This is a genomic window from Streptococcus sp. CL6.22, from assembly GCF_049738055.1.
In the GTDB taxonomy this organism is placed as follows: domain Bacteria; phylum Bacillota; class Bacilli; order Lactobacillales; family Streptococcaceae; genus Streptococcus; species Streptococcus mitis_DJ.
Map to the genome: position 1 here is coordinate 1 of NZ_JBKOTV010000009.1, position 18,667 is coordinate 18,667.

The following is an 18,667-nucleotide window of genomic DNA, read 5'->3' on the forward strand; positions in this document are numbered from 1 at the left end:
ATAATATTATTCTTAAAACTCTCCTAGAGCAAAATAGCTACTAGGAGAGTTTTTTCTCTAATCAGAAGATACGTGACGGGACTAAAAACAATCTCATCTGCTTTGCGGATGAGGGTTTTCTTATTTTGTGCTATACTTAAGATATGCATAGAAAAACAGTGATTGATTTTAGGGCTTTGGGCGAGAGATACACCTTTACCCAGCCTATTAAAGAGTTGAAAACGAGAAATGTAGCAGAAGTGGCAGATTTGCTGGTACAAGTGGAAAGCTACCAAGAGCAAGGCTACTATGTGGTGGGCTATGTCAGCTACGAGGCTGCACCTGCTTTTGAGGAGAAATTAGCAGTTCATAAAGCTCCTTTACTGGACGAGTATTTGCTTTACTTTACTGTTCACGATAGGGTGGAGACATCTCCTATTCCCCTGACTTATGATGAGGTTGATTTGCCTTCAAATTGGCAGGAAGTGACGTCTGAAGCAGATTATGAAAAGGCGATTGCTCAGATTCACCATCATTTGCGGCAGGGGGACACCTATCAGGTCAACTACACCGTCCAACTCAAGCAAAAATTAAGTGCCAATCCTTTTGCCATCTACAATCGTATGGTAGTAGAGCAGGAGGCGGGCTACAATGCTTATGTTGAACATGACGAGATGGCAGTGATTTCCATGAGTCCAGAGCTCTTTTTTGAGCAAAATGACCGTGAGTTGACAACGCGACCAATGAAGGGAACGACTCAGCGTGGAGTGACTGACCAAGAAGACTTGGAGCAGGCCAGTTGGTTGGAACAGGATCCCAAAAATCGCTCTGAAAATATGATGATTGTGGACCTCTTGCGCAACGATATGAACCGTATTTCTGAAGTGGGAAGTGAACATGTGGAGCGTCTCTGCCAAGTGGAACAGTATTCAACGGTTTGGCAGATGACTTCGACCATCAAGAGTTGGTTGCGAGAGGATGTTGACCTTGTAGAGATATTCCGTTCTCTATTTCCTTGTGGTTCCATAACGGGAGCTCCGAAAATTGCGACTATGGAAATCATCAAGGACTTGGAGCCACAACCGCGCGGAGTCTACTGTGGAACGATTGGTCTCCTGCTTCCAAATGGACGACGAATTTTCAATGTTGCTATTCGGACCATTCAACTGCATCAAGGGAAAGCCATCTATGGAGTTGGCGGAGGCATTACATGGGATAGCACTTGGGAGTCTGAATACCGTGAGGTTCATCAAAAGGCGGCAGTTCTTTATCGTAAACAAGCTCGTTTCAAACTGATTACTACAGGGAAAATCAGCCAGAAGAACTTGCTGTTTGAAGAACAACATATAGAAAGGCTGAGAAAAGCTAGTCGGTATTTTGCCTTTCCATTTGATTCAGAAAACTTGAAACAAAAGATAGAGGAAGAGTGTCAGGCTTGTGATGCTAATCAAGATTACCGCTTGCGAATTTCTCTCGGCAAGTCTGGAGAGATAGAAGTCGATCGTCAAGTATTAACAGCTCTTAGTCCAAGTTTTTGTCAGGCCAAACTTTGCCTTCAGGAAGCCAATTTGCAACAAGCCTTTATCTACTTCAAAACGACTCACCGACCGCATTTGAGCATAGGGGAGCAAGAGATCATTTACCATAATAAGTCTGGAGAACTTCTTGAAACCTCTATCGGAAATTTGGTTCTGAAAATTTCTGGGAAACTCTACACACCGCCTATCCGACTGGGAATCTTGCCAGGAATTTACCGTCAGCTCTTGCTGGAAACAGGACAGGTAGAAGAGAGAGTCTTGACTTTAAAAGACTTAGCCCGAGCAGAAGCTATTTACGGCTGTAATGCAGTCAGGGGCTTGTATGAGTTGTCAGTAAGGGAGAACTAAATGAAATTAATATTTTTACATGGCCTAGGTCAGTCAGCAGATAGTTGGAAAGAAGTTCGGAATCTACTGACAGATTATCCTTCTGAGGCTATTGAGTTATTTCCTTCTGGAGTTAGCAACTATCAACAAGCTAAAGAGCGAGTTTATCAGCATCTAGCTCAAGAGACAGAACCTTTTATTTTGGTTGGATTGTCCTTAGGTGCTGCCCTGGCATTAGAACTATCTAGTTACGATTTATCAAATCTCCGAGCTTTGGTTCTATCAGGATGTCCACTTAAACTGTCTGGTAATATCCTATTTTATCTTCAGTTGATGATTTTTAAACTACTTCCCAAAAAAGTATTTGAAAAACAGGGAGCAGACAAGGCTTTTATGGTCGGAGTTTCTGAGGAATTGAAGACACTTGATTTAACTGATATATCAAGAACTTGTCCTTATCCAACCTTACTAATTTGTGGCAGCAAAGATAAACCGAATCTTAGTTCTATGAGAAGTCTTCATAAACTAATATCAGAATCTCAATTTCAGATTATACCAGATGGTCCTCATGTCTTGAATGAAGCTAAACCAAAAGAGTTTGCTGAACAGATTAAACCTTTCCTTGAATTGCTGAAATAAGTTTGATAAAATAATAGTGAAATCGATAACATCGTTATAGGAGAAAGAAATGAATAAACGTCTATTTTTAAAAATGAGTCTGGCTACCTTGCCAGTCTTAGCCTTGTTTTCACAACCTGTGTTAGCAGAAGAAAACATTCATTTTTCTAGTTGTAAAGAAGCTTGGGCGAATGGATACGCAGATATTCACGAGGGAGAACCTGGTTATTCTGCCAAGTTAGACCGCGATCATGATGGTGTGGCTTGCGAATTGAAAAATGCTCCTAAGGGTGCTTTTAAAGCAAAACAAACGGCTACAACTCAAACTGATACAACTTCATCCACAGCAAGTGGTTGGGTTAAGCAGGACGGTTCTTGGTACTATTTTGATGGAAATGGAAATCCAGTGAAAAATGCATGGCAGGGAAGCTATTACCTGAAAGCTGATGGTCAAATGGCACAGAGTGAATGGATTTATGACTCTTCTTATCAAGCTTGGTATTATTTGAAATCAGATGGTTCTTATGCAAAAAATGCATGGCAAGGAGCTTATTACCTTAAATCAAACGGTAAAATGGCACAAGGTGAGTGGGTTTATGACTCTTCTTATCAAGCCTGGTATTACTTGAAATCAGATGGTTCTTATGCTCGCAATGCATGGCAAGGAAACTACTATTTGAAATCAGATGGTAAAATGGCTAAAAATGAGCGAGTTGATGGAGGCCGCTACTATGTAGATGCTTCAGGTCTATGGAAACCATAAGTAAGGATAAAATCTAGAAAGTTAATGCAAACCTTTGCATAAATGAGTGAATTTTGTTATACTAGTACTGTAAGCATTTTCAATTAATTCATAATGAAAAAGGAGAATATGATGAGTCAAAAGATTATTGGGATTGACCTTGGTGGAACTTCTATCAAATTTGCAATCTTAACCACAGCAGGAGAAATCCAAGAAAAATGGTCTATCAAGACTAATATTTTGGATGAGGGAAGTCATATCGTAGATGATATGATTGAGTCTATTCAACATCGTTTGGACTTGCTTGGATTGGCAGCAGCAGACTTCCAAGGTATTGGAATGGGATCACCAGGTGTGGTTGACCGTGAAAAAGGAACTGTTATCGGCGCCTACAACCTCAACTGGAAAACCCTTCAACCAATTAAAGAAAAGATTGAAAAAGCCTTGGGTATTCCATTCTTCATCGATAATGATGCTAACGTAGCAGCTCTTGGTGAGCGTTGGATGGGGGCTGGTGAGAACCAACCAGACGTTGTCTTTATGACACTCGGTACTGGTGTTGGTGGTGGTATCGTTGCAGAAGGCAAATTGCTTCACGGTGTTACTGGTGCAGCAGGGGAGCTTGGCCACATCACTGTTGACTTTGACCAACCAATCGCATGTACTTGCGGTAAGAAAGGTTGCCTTGAGACAGTTGCTTCAGCAACAGGGATTGTTAACTTGACTCGTCGCTATGCTGATGAATACGAAGGCGATGCAGCCTTGAAACGCTTGATTGATAACGGAGAAGAAGTGACTGCTAAGACTGTATTTGATCTTGCAAAAGAAGGAGACGATCTTGCTTTGATCGTTTACCGTAACTTCTCACGTTACTTGGGAATCGCTTGTGCTAACATTGGCTCAATCCTAAACCCATCAACAATCGTAATCGGTGGCGGTGTGTCAGCTGCAGGAGAATTCCTTCTACAAGGTGTTCAAAAAGTCTACGATGAAAATACCTTCCCACAAGTACGCACAACTACTAAACTAGCTCTTGCAACTCTAGGAAATGACGCTGGAGTCATTGGAGCAGCATCACTTGTATTGCAATAAAATAAAAATGACAGAGCTTGGTGATTCATCAGGCTCTTTTTCAAGATCATAATTGTAAATATAACTCTTAACTTTTTGATTTTAGAAAGGAGATTTTAAATGAATAAGTCAGAACAATCCATGTTTGAATTGGCTTTGTCCATCGCAAAAAAGGCACATGAGGGACAATATGATAAGGCTGGAGTAGTTTATATCAAACACCCTCTTTTTGTAGCAAGTCTGGTCGATACACAAGAAGAAAAGGCAGTCGCTCTATTGCACGATGTTCTTGAAGATAGCCCTTATACAGCAGAAGAACTAATATTGGCTGGTTTACCAGAGACTGTTGTTACTGCAGTGCAGGTACTGACCAAGAAAAAGGGACAAGATTATCAACAATATTTGGAACTTGTTAAATCGAATCCTATAGCACGTTATGTCAAATTAGCAGATTTGAAACATAATTCAGATTTATCTAGACTAGCTACAATTACTGAAAAGGATCTGGAACGATTTGAAAAATACAAGAAAGCTATTGATTATCTGAGCATGTAGAAAAGCTTTTTTTATGCTATACTAGTTAGGACAATAAATGAGGTGAGAGAATGACAAAAGCAGATACGATTTTTAAAGAGAATATTGAACGAATCCTCAAAGACGGTGTCTTTTCTGAGCAAGCACGTCCCAAGTACAAGGATGGGACAGTTGCCAACTCTAAGTACGTAACGGGTGCCTTTGCAGAGTATGACTTGGCCAAGGGGGAATTCCCCATTACAACCTTGCGTCCCATTGCAATCAAATCAGCTATCAAAGAAGTTCTCTGGATCTACCAAGACCAGTCTAATAGCCTAGAAGTTCTCAATGACAAGTACAATGTTCACTACTGGAATGACTGGGAAGTGGGAAATACGGGAACCATTGGTGAGCGCTATGGTGCTGTTGTTAAGAAACACGACATTATCAATAAGCTTCTCAAGCAGTTGGAAGTCAACCCTTGGAACCGTCGCAATATCATTTCGCTCTGGGATTACCAAGCTTTCGAAGAAACAGAAGGACTACTCCCATGCGCCTTTCAGACCATGTTTGATGTCCGCCGTGTAGATGGAGAAATCTATCTGGATGCGACCTTGACCCAGCGTTCGAATGACATGTTGGTGGCCCACCACATCAATGCTATGCAGTACGTGGCTCTTCAAATGATGATTGCCAAGCATTTCGGCTGGAAGGTTGGGAAGTTCTTCTACTTCATCAACAATCTCCATATCTATGACAATCAATTTGAACAAGCTCAGGAATTGCTCCGTCGTGAGCCATCAAACTGCCAACCACGTTTGGTCTTGAATGTGCCAGATAAGACCAATTTTTTTGATATTAAAGCAGAGGACTTTGAGTTGGTGGATTATGACCCTGTCAAGCCACAGTTGAAGTTTGACCTAGCTATTTAAAAGAATAGAAAAAAGAAGTTGAGAAAATAAATCCCAACTTCTTTTGTTTCTTAACGTGATACGCGGCGACGAGCTGCTTTTTTACGGTTTTCTTCGATGAAAGCTGCTTTTTGCTCTTCTGGTTCGATCACTTTCTTTTTAAATGCGTATACTGCACCTGCGACTGCAGCGACAGTTCCTGCGACACCTGTTACAAGACCTTTAGCGAATCCTTTAGCCATGAGTCTTCCTCCTTTATCTTCTTAATCAGCCAGCCCCCTCAAGAGGTCACATTTTTCTGACTGACCTTTTTGTGTTATAATAATAGTAACGAAAAAATGGGAATTTTTCAAGGAAAAAAGATGAAAACAAAAATAATTGTGATTGTTGGACCGACTGCAGTTGGAAAAACAGCCCTTGCCATCGAAGTTGCAAAGCGTTTTAATGGCGAAGTGGTTAGTGGAGATAGCCAGCAAGTCTATCGAGGTCTGGATATAGGGACGGCTAAGGCTAGTCCAGAAGAGCAGGCAGCTGTTCCTCATCATTTAATCGATGTTAGAGAGGTAACCGAGTCTTACTCGGCTTTTGATTTTGTTTCAGAAGCTAAGAAGGCTATTGAGGATATTCAAAGCCGTGGCAAGCTAGCTATTATTGCTGGTGGGACTGGGCTTTATATCCAGAGCTTGCTTGAAGGCTACCACCTAGGTGGTGAGACTCCTCATGAGGAGATTTTAGCTTATCGAGCTAGTTTGGAGCCATATTCAGATGAGGAATTAGCCCATTTGGTGGAGCAAGCAGACCTTGAGATTCCCCAGTTTAATCGTCGTCGTGCGATGCGTGCCTTGGAAATTGTCCATTTTGGTCAGGATTTGGAAAATAAAGAGAGTCTATATGAACCGCTGATTATCTGCTTGGACGATGAGCGCAGTCAGCTTTATGAGCGTATCAATCACCGAGTGGACCTGATGTTTGAAGCTGGACTTCTAGACGAAGCTAAGTGGTTGTTTGACCATTATCCAGATGTGCAGGCTGCTAAAGGGATTGGTTACAAGGAACTCTTTCCTTACTTCCGTGGAGAGCAGACCTTGGAGGATGCTAGTGAGAGTCTCAAACAGGCGACCCGTCGTTTTGCCAAGCGTCAGTTGACCTGGTTCCGTAATCGCATGCAGGTCACCTTTTATCAGATTGGAGAGCCTGGTGTGCAGGAGCGTATTTTTAGCCAGATAGAGGAGTTTTTAGATGATTGAAACGGAGAAAAAAGAGGAACGGGTTCTGCTCATTGGTGTAGAATTGCAGGGAATGGACAATTTTGACCTCTCCATGGAAGAATTGGCCAGTCTAGCTAAGACAGCTGGGGCAGTTGTTGTAGATAGCTACAGACAAAAACGTGAAAAATATGATTCCAAGACCTTCGTCGGCTCTGGTAAGCTAGAAGAAATTGCGCTCATGGTGGATGCAGAAGAAATTACTACTGTCATTGTCAACAACCGTCTGACGCCAAGGCAGAATGTCAATTTAGAGGAAGTTCTGGGTGTCAAGGTCATTGACCGTATGCAGTTGATTTTGGATATCTTTGCCATGCGAGCTCGAAGCCATGAAGGGAAGCTCCAAGTTCACCTAGCTCAGCTCAAATATCTCTTGCCTCGCTTGGTTGGTCAGGGAATTATGCTCAGTCGTCAGGCAGGGGGAATTGGTTCCCGTGGACCTGGTGAAAGCCAGCTGGAGCTGAATCGTCGTAGTGTTCGAAACCAAATTACGGATATCGAGCGCCAGCTCAAGGTGGTTGAGAAAAATCGGGCGACTGTCAGAGAAAAACGTTTGGAGTCAAGCACCTTTAAGATTGGTTTGATTGGTTACACCAATGCTGGGAAATCAACCATCATGAACACTTTGACCAGTAAGACACAGTATGAAGCAGACGAGCTCTTTGCGACTTTGGACGCGACAACTAAGAGTATCCATCTGGGAGACAATCTCCAAGTAACTTTGACAGATACAGTTGGCTTTATCCAAGATTTGCCGACAGAGTTGGTGTCCAGTTTTAAGTCAACCTTGGAAGAAAGCAAGCATGTGGACCTTCTGGTTCATGTTATCGATGCCAGCAATCCTTACCATGAGGAGCATGAAAAAACAGTCCTGTCCATCATGAAAGACCTGGACATGGAAGATATTCCTCGCCTGACCCTTTATAATAAAGCGGATTTGGTGGAGGATTTTACGCCTACCCAAACGCCTTATGCCCTCATTTCTGCCAAGTCTGAGGATAGTCGTGAGAACTTGCAGGCACTATTTTTAGAGAAAATCAAGGATATTTTTGAATCTTTTACCCTGCGCGTGCCTTTTTCTAAGTCCTATAAGATTCATGATTTAGAAAGTGTAGCGATTCTGGAAGAACGTGATTATCAGGAGGATGGCGAAGTGATTACAGGCTACATTTCCGAGAAAAACAAATGGAGGTTAGAAGAATTTTATGACTGATATTAAAACGTTGGCTCTAAAATATGGGGGCTATACAAGTCTGGACAAGGTCTATCTGGATCAACTTCTAGCTGGTAAAACAGAGCAGGAGCAGTTGGCATTGGTCACTCCTCCACCTAGCGTGGTCAATGCTTACTTTGCAGAACTCTATCAGAAAAAGAGTCCTCAAGCAGCGACGGATTATTTTGCAGAAGTCAGTCAGGAACTGAATCTTTACAATACTGAGCCAAGTTTCGCCCTAGAAAATAAGCCTTTTATTCGGCTTAATCTGTCTGGTAAATCCTTTGGTTTTTGTTATGAGAGTGAGGGTCTGGGTCGAATTTTCTCTGAAAATGAAGAGGTTATTTCAGATGACTTGCTCTTTGAAATTGCGCAAATTTTCCCCCATCAGCTAGTCTTTGAGGAGTTTGGTAAGATTTATCTGAAGGCTGTCGGGGACGAGGAAGTTGTTAGTGTGGAGAGTCTCACGGCTTTGACTGATTTGGAAAGCTTGACTGATGGTCGTAAACGTCTTAAAGGTTACAGCCAAGAGGAGTTATTACAAGAAGCCACAGCTTTTTCTGGCAAGCGCTATTTCCGATCGGAAAACCGCACAGCTATGTTATATATTGATTAATTAGAAAGTATCGAATGGATATTCAATTTTTAGGAACGGGGGCTGGTCAGCCCTCTAAAGCCCGCAACGTATCAAGTCTTGCTTTGAAACTTTTGGATGAGATTAATGAAGTCTGGCTCTTTGACTGTGGAGAAGGTACGCAAAATCGCATTCTGGAAACCACAATTCGACCACGTAAGGTCAGCAAAATCTTTATTACCCACCTACATGGAGACCACATCTTTGGCTTGCCAGGTTTCCTTTCTAGTCGTGCCTTTCAGGCCAATGAAGAGCAGACAGATTTGGATATCTATGGACCTCAAGGCATCAAATCTTTTGTATTGACAAGTCTACGAGTGTCAGGTTCGCGCCTGCCTTACCGTATTCATTTTCATGAGTTTGACCAAGATTCTCTAGGAAAAATCCTTGAGACCGATAAATTTACAGTCTATGCGGAAGAATTGGATCACACTATTTTCTGTGTTGGTTACCGTGTCATGCAAAAGGACTTGGAAGGAACGCTGGATGCTGAAAAACTCAAGGCAGCTGGTGTCCCATTTGGCCCACTTTTTGGGAAAATCAAGAACGGCCAGGATGTTGTTTTGGAAGACGGAACTGAAATCAAGGCAGCAGACTATATCTCAGCTCCACGTCCAGGTAAAATTATCACTATTTTAGGAGACACTCGAAAAACGGATGCCAGTGTGCGTCTGGCTGTCAATGCCGATGTCCTTGTCCATGAATCGACTTATGGCAAGGGTGATGAAAAAATAGCTCGTAATCATGGTCACTCAACCAACATGCAGGCAGCAGAGGTCGCAGTAGAAGCAGGAGCCAAACGCCTCTTGCTCAACCATATCAGTGCCCGTTTCCTCTCAAAAGATATTAGCAAGCTCAAGAAAGATGCTACAAGTGTCTTTGAAAATGTCCATGTCGTCAAAGACTTGGAAGAAGTGGAAATCTAAAAGCTTGAGAAAGGAACAGTATGCCTACTATTCTCATTACCGGAGCTAGCGGTGGCCTAGCTCAAGAAATGGTCAAACTCCTGCCAAATGACCAACTCATCTTGCTTGGTAGAAATAAGGAAAAATTAGCCCAACTCTACGGAGACCATCCCCATGCAGAATTGATGGAAATCGATATTACCGATGATTCAGCCTTAGAAACTCTGGTAGCAGACCTCTATCTCCGCTATGGCAAGATTGATGTTTTGATAAACAACGCTGGTTACGGGATCTTTGAGGAATTTGACCAGATTTCTGACCAAGATATTCACCAGATGTTTGAGGTCAATACCTTTGCCCTGATGAATCTATCTCGTCGCCTTGCGGCCCGTATGAAGGAAAGTAGAAAAGGCCATATCATCAATATTGTTAGCATGGCAGGTTTGATCGCTACTGGCAAGTCCAGTCTCTACTCAGCGACCAAGTTTGCTGCTATTGGTTTTTCAAATGCTCTGCGCCTCGAACTCATGCCCTATGGAGTCTATGTGACAACAGTCAATCCAGGACCAATCCGCACAGGATTTTTTGACCAGGCCAATCCAGATGGAACCTATCTCAAGTCGGTTGACCGCTTCCTGCTAGAACCAGATACAGTGGCTAAAAAGATTGTCAAGATTATAGGAAAAAACAAACGAGACCTCAATCTACCGATGTTGTTGAACCTAGCCCATAAGTTTTATACTCTCTTTCCAAAGCTAGCTGATAAGCTGGCAGGGGAGACTTTTAATTATAAATAAAAAAAGTTGTTCCTAAAATGGAGCAACTTTTTTGACGATTAGAACAAATCAATACCAGTCTTGTTTAATGCGTGGCAATGATAAGTGAAGGCGTTGATAAAATTAGAGTAGTATTGCTGATCAATAAATTTTGCGCTTTGAAGATAATTAAATAGATTTTTGGCTAGGGGAATAGCCTCAGGTTTATTCCATCTAAATTGATTGTAAACATGTTCAACTTCTAGGAACATGAGTGGAATAGCCAGGTAGCCTCGTTCGAAGGTCTGAAGTGATTTAATTTTTTTAATAATATCATCAGCCTTTTGATAGTACCCTAGTTCAGAGAAGTATTTTACGGAGAAAGTGAGAGCATTTAAAATACGGATGTAGGTATCAGTATTAGCACTTTCCTTGTACATAAGTAATAATTGTTTGCTCATATGGTCAATAAGTTCCATAGGAGAATGATTGACGATGACGCGATAAATTTCAAGTTCGATACTATTAAAGACATCCGATTTCATTAAATGATTGATAATGTTTTGAATCCTGGCAACAGTTTCTGGACTCTTTGCTATGGTTGGATAGTGTCTTAATTTGATAGATTTGAAAATCATCTCTGCTTGAAGTGGATTGTCTTTTAGATAGACATCAAATAATTTTTCGTATTCTTCAATGTAAGTGAGGATATCTTCTTCATGGACCACATGTTTGCCAAATTCAATAGCAGGTAATTCTAAACAATCTCCACCTTTATTTGCATAGGCGATAACAAAATCATTCCATTCAACTCCGATAACAATTAACAGTTTGGCAAAGTTTTCAAGTGAAATTCCTTTTTCTCCTTTTTCAAATTGACTTAGGAACTGTGGTGATACGATATCTGAGGCGGCTTCCTTTAGGCTGAGGCCTCGTGCTTCACGCAGGTACTTAAATGTAGTTCCAAATGGATATAGGTTTTCCATAAATCATCTCCTTACATACTTCTAAGACTATTATACAAAAATTTAGAGAAAAAAATGGAGAAAGAAAACTATAGTTACAAAATATTAGAATTCTATGCTATTTTTTGTTTTTATGAACAAGATTGAAACTATAGTTTAAATGACGCAAAATTTAAATATCTATTATGGTATGATAAGGAAAAGGACAGGAAATAAAGTGAGCTTGTTATACTAGTATAACAAGGATTGACTTACCACTCAATCCTATTCTATCAGCCATCAAAGGAGAAAAAGCCATGAGAAGAACTTAAATGCTCGATACTAGAAAAATATCATAGTTATTTTTAAGGTTATAAGACAATTATCATAAATTTTTAGAAAAATAGAAATATATAAGGAGTTTTGTTATGAGAAACAGAAAAATGTTGGCCTCTTCTTTACTAGCCGGAGCTTTATTGTCAATAGGTTATGTAGCCTCTAAACCGACAACGGTTCATGCCTTAACAGATATGAGTGTCAAGGATACTCAGAATCCCTTGAAAATCACCTTGATACCCACTACTGGGAACCCGTTTTATTCAGGAAGTGTGTTGGTAGATATTCAAAGAAATTCTTCTACTGATAATCCATCTTTGTATTATGATTTAGTTAATGAAGATACAGGGGCTATTGTAGCTAGTTATAACTTTAATAGTTTTGGGGATCAAACTAGAAGTCAATCCCATGTTTGGTTACTATATGCTGAAGATGGAAGATATCATATTGATGTTTATAGTGAAAAAGACTTTGGGAAACGATATTTTGGTCGGTCAGAAGTATTTAAAGTATCAAATCACGGATATGTACCCATAACAAATTCAGAGACACCTAAAGCTACTGAAACACCAAAACAATCTACTAGTTCTAACTCAGCTCAGACTGGTTGGTCAGGTAACTCATACTACAAAGCTGGTGTTAAAGTAGTGAATCAATGGATTTTTGATGTTCAGTACAATTCTTACTTCTACCTCAATGCTTCAGGTAACTTTGTTCAAAATGCCTGGTCAGGCAATTACTACCTCAAATCAGGTGGTTACATGGCTAAGAGTGAGTGGATTTATGATAAAAACTATAGTTCATACTATTACCTAACATCAGAAGGAAGCTATGCTCGTAGTACTTGGGTAGGTAGCTATTACCTCAAATCAAATGGTAAGATGGCTAAGAGCGAGTGGGTCTATGATAGCAGCTACCAATCTTATTATTACCTAACTTCTGAGGGTAGCTATGCTCGTAATACATGGATAGGTGACTACTATCTCAAGTCAAATGGTAAGATGGCAGTCAACGAACGGACCCCAGATGGCTACAAAGTAGATGGCTCAGGTAAGTGGGTAAAATAAAACTTTTTTGAACTGGGAGAAAATAATGGAAAAACATGAAAACCAAATGAATGAAGAGATAATCGTAGAAAAAGTCGAAGATACTGAAGAAGTGACCGTAGAAAAAGTCGATGAGACTACGGAAAGAATGGAAGAATCAATTAATGAAGTAGTTACAGAGAAGCCTGATAAAGTAGAAGCACTCAAAAAAGAGGCGTCAATTTTTGTAGAAAAAGCTGGACAACAAATTGAAAATCTAGATATGAATGGTCTCATTGAAAAGATTAAAAAACTATTTGAAACAAAACCTCTACAATCTATCGGGATAAGCCTAGCTATCTTTCTTGTTCTGTTCTTTGGAATTCGCAAATTAACCAGTGATCCCTTAGATGGAACTTATGAAATTTTAACAAGACGTGATCATTTAGTCATGGTGATTAAAGGAAATGCTGGAACCGTCACCTCTGAAGATTCAGACGGAGACAAAGAAAAAAGATTAGTGAAAATTAATAAACAAAAGAAAGAATTGACAATCACAGACGATAAAGGAAGAGATTTAGGAAAAACAAAATATATGTTAAAAGATAAAGAACTCTATCTTCAAGAGCCAGATCAAACCTTTAACCGAGTAAAATAGACTACACATTCAAAGCTTACCTCAGTACCCTAAAAGTTACTGAGGTAGGAAATTGTATACAGGGAGAATATCATATGAAATTTAAAAAATTAATAACTCTAGCCAGCTTGGTTGGCCTAATTACTTTCTTATTGCCTGTTGTTTCATCAGGTAATCAATCACTAGCTCCGGTAAGTGAGTACGTAGTTGATTATCTAAATGCGCCTTCCCGATTTATGGTATTTATTGTTTGGTACGGTGCATTTGTAATCACTTTATTATTATCTTTATTTATAGTAAATAGAAGAGTGATAGCAATTATTCAGTCACTTGTCATTATTTTATTAAGTGCATTTAGTTTGTTTATTCATTTTACATTCTTGAATGAAATAGTTGGTAGATCTCAATTAGGTTATGGAGCTATTCTATATTTTATCTGTGCTTTGATAAATATTTTTGCGGCAATAATGATTATAAAAGGTGCTAAAGCTACTAATAAACGGATTGATTAAATAACTTCTTTTCAGTAGTAGTTGGGATGGATGTACTAATAATAGCAGGTTTTTTAGTAAAATAGAAAAAAGATGGAGAATGAAGTGGAAGAGAAATCAGTATTATTAGAAAGTAATTCATCTAACAAAATAGAGAAAATGATGAGGCAAAGATATGCAGATATCCAATCTTCAGCAAATAATCTATAATCGTGATACTAAACTAATAGAAACATCTAAAAAATGGTGGAAATTTTGGAAATAATAAAAAATCATAACAATATTTGTACAATAACTGTTATACTTTTATGGAAAAATAAATAATATTTAGGAGTCTCTTATGAAAAAAAGAAATACTTTACTTATCTTAGGCGCACTACTTTCTAGTGTCGGTTTAGCAGCTTGTTCATCATCTATGGATACAAAAGGAAAAGGTATCACTCAATTAATGAACGAAAATCAAGAGAGAGTTTTCTATCTTGTGCACGATTCTAATGATGATGACCTACCTGGAAAAGATGAAGATATAGAATACGTCTATATCACAAAAAGCGGAAAACTGAAAGGGTACCAAATAGACGTAAATTTTCATATGGATGAAGTTGTAGGTAAAAACATCGATGAAGTTAGAAAGTTAGCTGAGGAAAAATCCAAAAAAAATTTTGAAATCGATAAAGTTACAGCTAGGGTAGAAACGGATTCGTCAGGGAATAACACTACAGAAGAACAGATAAAAATATCTTGGTACCAAAATAAAGCAGATTATCGTACTTACAAATCTCTAACCTATGGACAAATCCGTGATAGATACTATGCTGGATATAATTCAGGGCGTTCCAGATCCGACTACAATTCTGCACAACTACTCGTTACCGAAGTTTCTAAAGGAAATGTAATAGACTTTGATAAAGCAGATGGTAAAATTGTAGAAGAAAAAAAATAAACAAATTAAGTATCAAATAAAATTCTTTGATGACATTGTAGCTCTTCTTAGATAAACGATAATCACCAGATTTTAATTTACGTTCTATCTTTTCAAAATCAACAACAGCATTATAATCATCCAACGCTAAATCCAAACGAGTTATTTTAGCTTTTAAATCTAATAACAATTAAAAAAAACTGTTCCAGTCACTATCAATCTTTTGAGCTAAATTTGTGCATCCCTCACCTGTCCAAACATAATTCCTAGACATCGATGAATTAATCATTTTATAGATTTATTCCATGTTTTCTTGACGACAAGAAACCTAGACTGTTTTTATAAATTTCTATTTTAGGTGAAATTTGGTATCCTAAATGGGTTAATTTCACTAATACTCTAATTGATGATGATAATAAACAACTTATTAAAAATTCAGGCATGAGACAGTCTGATTATGATAGACAGATTAAACGTGAACAAGAGATTAAGGAAGAGCAACAGCAGTGTGAAAAATAGATGAAAGAAGCTGCAGGAGCTCTAGTGGATTTTGGTAGTGGATGGTACCCAAAAGATTATTATTTCATAGAAGCTATAGAGTTTTTTATCGGAGCTTTAGAAAATTTCAAAGCTGATAATATGAAGGAACTAGTAAATTTATATGATGATACAAAATATAAAGAATTACAGTTGAATTATCAGAAACAAATGCTACAGTTACAAAGGGAACAATATATTGATACTAAGAAAATGCTTCAAGCATTAAGATACAACAATTATGTTCAAACGTTACAATTACAGCAGTTAGACGGAATCCGTAGAAATACAGAAGAAGCAGTTGATTATTTGAGAAATTTACGTGTTCAAGAAAATCATTATCACACACATAATCATTACCATCAAAATAATATTTATTAATTTATATAGGTGAAATTAAAATTAGAAATAATATGAAGAAAATTATAAAAATAATTACCTGTTTGGGTTTGTTTTACAGCTTATTTTCACTTGTGAATTCAGCCCAAGCTGACAGTACTGACTACAATCAACTATTGCCACAAATTACCGAGAAGTGGGAGAGTAAACATCTATTTGAAAATAATGCTAATAGACTTGGTTACGCTTTGATGGATATTGATAAAAATGGGACGGAGGAGTTATTAATCGGACTGAAAAATAGGGAAAAATGGGAATTATTTGAAGTCTATTATATGAATGGTAATACTCCAACTCCCTTATTTGATAGATTTTGGGATACAAGTCATAGAATGGGGACAGTTATTAATACCTACACAGATGGAAGTATTATTGTTTTTGAAAGTGTTCCAGGAATTGTATCATATAGATTGTTCCAACTTTCTAAAGAAAATAAGGAGCCAACGTTAATTAAAAAAGGTGAATTTAGAGCAGGAGAAGGTGACTTAGATGAATTAAACCTTGATTCTAAAATAAAAATAGATACCTCAACTATTGAATATACTTCTCTAAATCTTCCAATCATTGGAGATAATATGGATCCTAATCCTCCCATGCCCAAGTCCCTTGTCGATGCCAAAATTGGAGATGAAATTCCTTTGCCATCTGAGCTAGTAGGTATTTGGATTAATAAAGAGCCAAATAATGGTACTAAACCTGGTAGAGCTTCATCACTTATTTTAGGAGATGATGGTAGCTATACTGGAACTTTTAAAGATGGAGATATTAGAGGGAAATTATCCCGTCTTAAAAAAGTGAGTGAGAACGGATTTATTGTCTTAAAAGATAATCAGGAGGATCAAGAGTTTGCTTTTAGTGTCGGTTTAGGTGGTGGTTTGCCTCCTGGTCATCGACTCGAACATGGTATGGTACTAGAAGGGCGAACTTTATATAATGTATTGTGGGTAGTAAAAGAAGGGGAGGAAGACTATTCTAAACCTACCAAGCTAGTAACTTTTGTAAATCCAACTTATGGTCCTAAGAAAATCGAGAAAAAGGTAGAGCAAGAAGTAGCGAAACAAGGCGATACAGCAGCAGAATCAACTCAAGATAGTAGTGAGGAGACAAAGCCAGAAGAGAAACTATTCGGAAACAATCCAGTGTTTATCATTGTTGCAGGAGCTGGACTTGTCCTTGTTGTAATCCTATCTATATTTTGGTTTAAAAAATAAGATTTTATGAAATCCCCTTGATTTACTATTAGAGAAAAAACCTCAAAAACTAGGGTTGAAAGCTAGTTTTTGAGGTTTTTAGGTTATTCGATTTAGAGTGATTCTCAACTATCAAACTGGACTTCTTCTAGTAGATAGTCGATAAAGCGTTCGCCCATCTTGGATAGGCTGGTTTTTTCATGCTGGATATAGACCAGCTCAATGGGGTCATCAATGTCCAGTGGGATGGAAACGATGTTATCTCCGTTAAGATTACTGTTCAAAATCCCCGTCGCAATGGTGTAACCATCTAAACCGATCAAGAGATTAAAGAGGGTAGCACGGTCACTGACCACGATGGATTTCTTGTGGTGTTCTTGGGAAAGAATCTCTTCTGAAAAGTAGAAGGAATTGTGCGTTCCCTGATCATAGCTTAGGTAAGGGAAGTTTTCCAAATCAGACAGTTTGACCTTGTCTTTCTTTGCCAGAGGATTGGTCTTGCTGACAAAGATATGGGGCTGGGCGGTGAAGAGATGGTGAGCTAGCAGGTGGTTGTCATCCAGCATTTTGGTCAGTACATCACGGTTGTAGCTGTTTAGGAAGAGGACACCGACCTCACTACGGAAGTTCTTGACGTCGTCGATAATCTCCCAAGTCCGCGTTTCACGAAGGAAGAGCTCGTATTTTTCCATATCACTTTTCTTGAGTAGAGAAACAAAGGCATTGACTACAAAGGCATAGTGCTGAGACGAAACGCTAAAGAGTTCGCGGTGGGCGACAGGATTTTTATAGCGTTCCTCCAGAAGCTGGGTCTGCTCGACAACCTGACGGGCATAAGAGAGGAACTCCATTCCATCGCGGGTCAAGGTGATACCCTTGGGATTGCGGATAAAGATCTCAATGCCCATTTCATTTTCCAAATCTCTCACAGCATTAGAAAGACTGGGTTGGGTGATAAAGAGTTGCTTGGCTGCCTCATTCATGGAGCCTGTTTCGACGATTTTGATAATATAATGTAATTGTTGAATTCTCATGTTTTTATTGTACCACACTTGCGTCAGAATCGCCAAAGAAGATAGGAAAATCAGGGGGAGTGTGTGGGTCTCTGTAAAGTAGTTAAGAAGAAACTTCTAAATCATTTAGTAAATAAGATTAAAAATTTTCCTCGAAAATAAGAAACTTGCACGATTTACTCATTACTTAGCCAATACTAGAGTTTATACTAGTTACTGTAAAGATGATCATCTAAAAGAAGGAAGGAGGCAACCTTATGGCTAAAAATATAAATCGTTCAGAGATTGATTCTTTAAGTTTCGAGGTTGAAAACCAAGAACTTTCCGGGCAATCAGAAGCTAGTGGTACACAGCTTTTAAAATGACACTAGCAGGTCTCTGTGGATTGTGTTTCACCTATTTCTATGAGTGTACGAGAAATAATGTTCGCTGTTAGATAAAACAAAAGGAAAATTCTAGTGTTTTATTACAAAACATTGACAACATTTTGATTTGGTGTTATATTTACGGGGAGAAAGACAAATAAAACAAGACAACTTTGAGATTGATTCTTTGGATTATGGAAATTAATAGCTAAGAATTGGATGGTAAATCTGCTGCTGGGTGGCGTACGGCTGTTAGATTAACAGCACAGGGGCGCGGTGGTTGGTGATTTACATATTCTTATGAATGTATTTCGTCAAACGTGCGCTGTGGATAAAA

The 18,667-nt window shown here is 38.8% G+C and carries 19 protein-coding genes and 1 pseudogene; 17 read left to right on the top strand and 3 right to left on the bottom strand.

What is annotated here, in order from left to right:
- Positions 1-143: 143 nt before the first annotated feature.
- The 6 genes and pseudogenes from pabB to ACLNCW_RS05630 all read left to right on the top strand — a co-directional run bounded on the left by pabB (position 144) and on the right by ACLNCW_RS05630 (position 5,720).
- Positions 144-1,865, top strand: coding sequence for an aminodeoxychorismate synthase component I (pabB, locus tag ACLNCW_RS05605; RefSeq protein ID WP_424845489.1), 1,722 nt, complete (start codon positions 144-146; stop codon positions 1,863-1,865).
- The gene (locus ACLNCW_RS05610) at positions 1,866-2,483 is read left to right on the top strand and encodes an alpha/beta fold hydrolase (RefSeq protein WP_023947285.1); all 618 of its coding nucleotides are present in this window, start codon (positions 1,866-1,868) and stop codon (positions 2,481-2,483) included.
- A 49-nt stretch (positions 2,484-2,532) separates the two neighbouring features.
- Positions 2,533-3,219 (top strand): annotated as a pseudogene (locus ACLNCW_RS05615) (excalibur calcium-binding domain-containing protein); the annotation flags it as partial.
- A gap of 117 nt (positions 3,220-3,336) precedes the next feature.
- Complete coding sequence (locus tag ACLNCW_RS05620; protein WP_424845491.1) at positions 3,337-4,296, top strand: ROK family glucokinase; 960 nt, start codon at positions 3,337-3,339, stop codon at positions 4,294-4,296.
- Positions 4,297-4,395: 99 nt separating this feature from the next.
- A complete protein-coding gene (locus tag ACLNCW_RS05625) occupies positions 4,396-4,830 on the top strand; it encodes a GTP pyrophosphokinase (protein WP_424845493.1) in 435 nt (144 codons plus the stop codon).
- Positions 4,831-4,880: 50 nt separating this feature from the next.
- Positions 4,881-5,720 carry a thymidylate synthase gene (locus tag ACLNCW_RS05630; protein ID WP_285387310.1) on the top strand — a complete coding sequence of 280 codons (840 nt, stop codon included), beginning with the start codon at positions 4,881-4,883 and terminating at the stop codon, positions 5,718-5,720.
- Positions 5,721-5,770: 50 nt separating this feature from the next.
- On the opposite strand, the gene ACLNCW_RS05635 is transcribed toward ACLNCW_RS05630, so the two are convergent.
- On the bottom strand, positions 5,771-5,941 hold the full coding sequence (locus ACLNCW_RS05635; protein ID WP_001051780.1) for a DUF3042 family protein: 171 nt from the start codon (positions 5,939-5,941) through the stop codon (positions 5,771-5,773).
- Between the two features lie 120 nt (positions 5,942-6,061).
- Here ACLNCW_RS05635 and miaA point away from each other — a divergent pair, with 120 nt between their 5' ends.
- From miaA to ACLNCW_RS05660, 5 genes are read left to right on the top strand one after another with little or no spacing between them, the layout of a single operon-like run.
- The gene (gene miaA, locus ACLNCW_RS05640) at positions 6,062-6,946 is read left to right on the top strand and encodes a tRNA (adenosine(37)-N6)-dimethylallyltransferase MiaA (protein ID WP_227325596.1); all 885 of its coding nucleotides are present in this window, start codon (positions 6,062-6,064) and stop codon (positions 6,944-6,946) included.
- Positions 6,939-8,177, top strand: coding sequence for a GTPase HflX (gene hflX, locus ACLNCW_RS05645; protein WP_227325597.1), 1,239 nt, complete (start codon positions 6,939-6,941; stop codon positions 8,175-8,177). The genes miaA and hflX overlap by 8 nt, the downstream gene beginning before the upstream one ends.
- A complete protein-coding gene (locus ACLNCW_RS05650) occupies positions 8,170-8,793 on the top strand; it encodes a cystathionine beta-lyase (protein ID WP_424845497.1) in 624 nt (207 codons plus the stop codon). Before hflX ends, ACLNCW_RS05650 begins: the two co-directional genes overlap by 8 nt.
- A 14-nt stretch (positions 8,794-8,807) precedes the next feature.
- Positions 8,808-9,737 carry a ribonuclease Z gene (rnz, locus tag ACLNCW_RS05655; protein WP_424845499.1) on the top strand — a complete coding sequence of 310 codons (930 nt, stop codon included), beginning with the start codon at positions 8,808-8,810 and terminating at the stop codon, positions 9,735-9,737.
- 20 nt (positions 9,738-9,757) lie between these two features.
- Complete coding sequence (locus tag ACLNCW_RS05660; RefSeq protein ID WP_424845501.1) at positions 9,758-10,513, top strand: SDR family NAD(P)-dependent oxidoreductase; 756 nt, start codon at positions 9,758-9,760, stop codon at positions 10,511-10,513.
- Positions 10,514-10,551: 38 nt separating this feature from the next.
- Here ACLNCW_RS05660 and ACLNCW_RS05665 read toward each other — a convergent pair whose 3' ends face one another.
- The gene (locus ACLNCW_RS05665; RefSeq protein ID WP_203213136.1) at positions 10,552-11,457 is read right to left on the bottom strand and encodes a helix-turn-helix domain-containing protein; all 906 of its coding nucleotides are present in this window, start codon (positions 11,455-11,457) and stop codon (positions 10,552-10,554) included.
- Positions 11,458-11,843: 386 nt separating this feature from the next.
- Here ACLNCW_RS05665 and ACLNCW_RS05670 point away from each other — a divergent pair, with 386 nt between their 5' ends.
- From ACLNCW_RS05670 to ACLNCW_RS05695, 6 genes are all read left to right on the top strand, one after another.
- Complete coding sequence (locus ACLNCW_RS05670) at positions 11,844-12,818, top strand: choline-binding protein C (RefSeq protein ID WP_424845503.1); 975 nt, start codon at positions 11,844-11,846, stop codon at positions 12,816-12,818.
- 25 nt (positions 12,819-12,843) lie between these two features.
- Positions 12,844-13,434 (top strand): hypothetical protein, encoded by a 591-nt coding sequence (locus ACLNCW_RS05675; protein ID WP_080702834.1) that lies wholly within the window; start codon positions 12,844-12,846, stop codon positions 13,432-13,434.
- 74 nt (positions 13,435-13,508) lie between these two features.
- A complete protein-coding gene (locus tag ACLNCW_RS05680; RefSeq protein ID WP_265527864.1) occupies positions 13,509-13,925 on the top strand; it encodes a hypothetical protein in 417 nt (138 codons plus the stop codon).
- A gap of 319 nt (positions 13,926-14,244) precedes the next feature.
- Positions 14,245-14,847, top strand: coding sequence for a hypothetical protein (locus ACLNCW_RS05685; protein ID WP_084946982.1), 603 nt, complete (start codon positions 14,245-14,247; stop codon positions 14,845-14,847).
- A 498-nt stretch (positions 14,848-15,345) separates the two neighbouring features.
- The gene (locus ACLNCW_RS05690; protein WP_265527863.1) at positions 15,346-15,744 is read left to right on the top strand and encodes a hypothetical protein; all 399 of its coding nucleotides are present in this window, start codon (positions 15,346-15,348) and stop codon (positions 15,742-15,744) included.
- A 32-nt stretch (positions 15,745-15,776) separates the two neighbouring features.
- Complete coding sequence (locus ACLNCW_RS05695; protein ID WP_424845507.1) at positions 15,777-16,973, top strand: hypothetical protein; 1,197 nt, start codon at positions 15,777-15,779, stop codon at positions 16,971-16,973.
- 104 nt (positions 16,974-17,077) lie between these two features.
- Here the strand turns inward: ACLNCW_RS05695 and ACLNCW_RS05700 are convergent, their stop codons facing one another.
- Positions 17,078-17,986: a LysR family transcriptional regulator gene (locus tag ACLNCW_RS05700; RefSeq protein ID WP_001222592.1), complete on the bottom strand. Its 909-nt coding sequence runs from the start codon at positions 17,984-17,986 to the stop codon at positions 17,078-17,080.
- Between the last annotated feature and the right edge of the window lie 681 nt (positions 17,987-18,667).

What these genes read in the sequence shown, in the direction of transcription:
- ACLNCW_RS05610 (WP_023947285.1), top strand. Translation starts at nt 1,866, where the DNA reads ATGAAATTAATATTTTTACATGGCCTAGGTCAGTCAGCAGATAGTTGG.
- pabB (WP_424845489.1), top strand. Translation starts at nt 144, where the DNA reads ATGCATAGAAAAACAGTGATTGATTTTAGGGCTTTGGGCGAGAGATAC.
- ACLNCW_RS05680 (WP_265527864.1), top strand. Translation starts at nt 13,509, where the DNA reads ATGAAATTTAAAAAATTAATAACTCTAGCCAGCTTGGTTGGCCTAATT.
- ACLNCW_RS05670 (WP_424845503.1), top strand. Translation starts at nt 11,844, where the DNA reads ATGAGAAACAGAAAAATGTTGGCCTCTTCTTTACTAGCCGGAGCTTTA.
- rnz (WP_424845499.1), top strand. Translation starts at nt 8,808, where the DNA reads ATGGATATTCAATTTTTAGGAACGGGGGCTGGTCAGCCCTCTAAAGCC.
- ACLNCW_RS05695 (WP_424845507.1), top strand. Translation starts at nt 15,777, where the DNA reads ATGAAGAAAATTATAAAAATAATTACCTGTTTGGGTTTGTTTTACAGC.
- ACLNCW_RS05700 (WP_001222592.1), bottom strand. Translation starts at nt 17,986, where the DNA reads ATGAGAATTCAACAATTACATTATATTATCAAAATCGTCGAAACAGGC.
- ACLNCW_RS05625 (WP_424845493.1), top strand. Translation starts at nt 4,396, where the DNA reads ATGAATAAGTCAGAACAATCCATGTTTGAATTGGCTTTGTCCATCGCA.
- ACLNCW_RS05660 (WP_424845501.1), top strand. Translation starts at nt 9,758, where the DNA reads ATGCCTACTATTCTCATTACCGGAGCTAGCGGTGGCCTAGCTCAAGAA.
- ACLNCW_RS05690 (WP_265527863.1), top strand. Translation starts at nt 15,346, where the DNA reads ATGAAAGAAGCTGCAGGAGCTCTAGTGGATTTTGGTAGTGGATGGTAC.
- ACLNCW_RS05650 (WP_424845497.1), top strand. Translation starts at nt 8,170, where the DNA reads ATGACTGATATTAAAACGTTGGCTCTAAAATATGGGGGCTATACAAGT.
- ACLNCW_RS05675 (WP_080702834.1), top strand. Translation starts at nt 12,844, where the DNA reads ATGGAAAAACATGAAAACCAAATGAATGAAGAGATAATCGTAGAAAAA.
- ACLNCW_RS05665 (WP_203213136.1), bottom strand. Translation starts at nt 11,457, where the DNA reads ATGGAAAACCTATATCCATTTGGAACTACATTTAAGTACCTGCGTGAA.
- hflX (WP_227325597.1), top strand. Translation starts at nt 6,939, where the DNA reads ATGATTGAAACGGAGAAAAAAGAGGAACGGGTTCTGCTCATTGGTGTA.
- ACLNCW_RS05620 (WP_424845491.1), top strand. Translation starts at nt 3,337, where the DNA reads ATGAGTCAAAAGATTATTGGGATTGACCTTGGTGGAACTTCTATCAAA.
- ACLNCW_RS05630 (WP_285387310.1), top strand. Translation starts at nt 4,881, where the DNA reads ATGACAAAAGCAGATACGATTTTTAAAGAGAATATTGAACGAATCCTC.
- ACLNCW_RS05635 (WP_001051780.1), bottom strand. Translation starts at nt 5,941, where the DNA reads ATGGCTAAAGGATTCGCTAAAGGTCTTGTAACAGGTGTCGCAGGAACT.
- miaA (WP_227325596.1), top strand. Translation starts at nt 6,062, where the DNA reads ATGAAAACAAAAATAATTGTGATTGTTGGACCGACTGCAGTTGGAAAA.
- ACLNCW_RS05685 (WP_084946982.1), top strand. Translation starts at nt 14,245, where the DNA reads ATGAAAAAAAGAAATACTTTACTTATCTTAGGCGCACTACTTTCTAGT.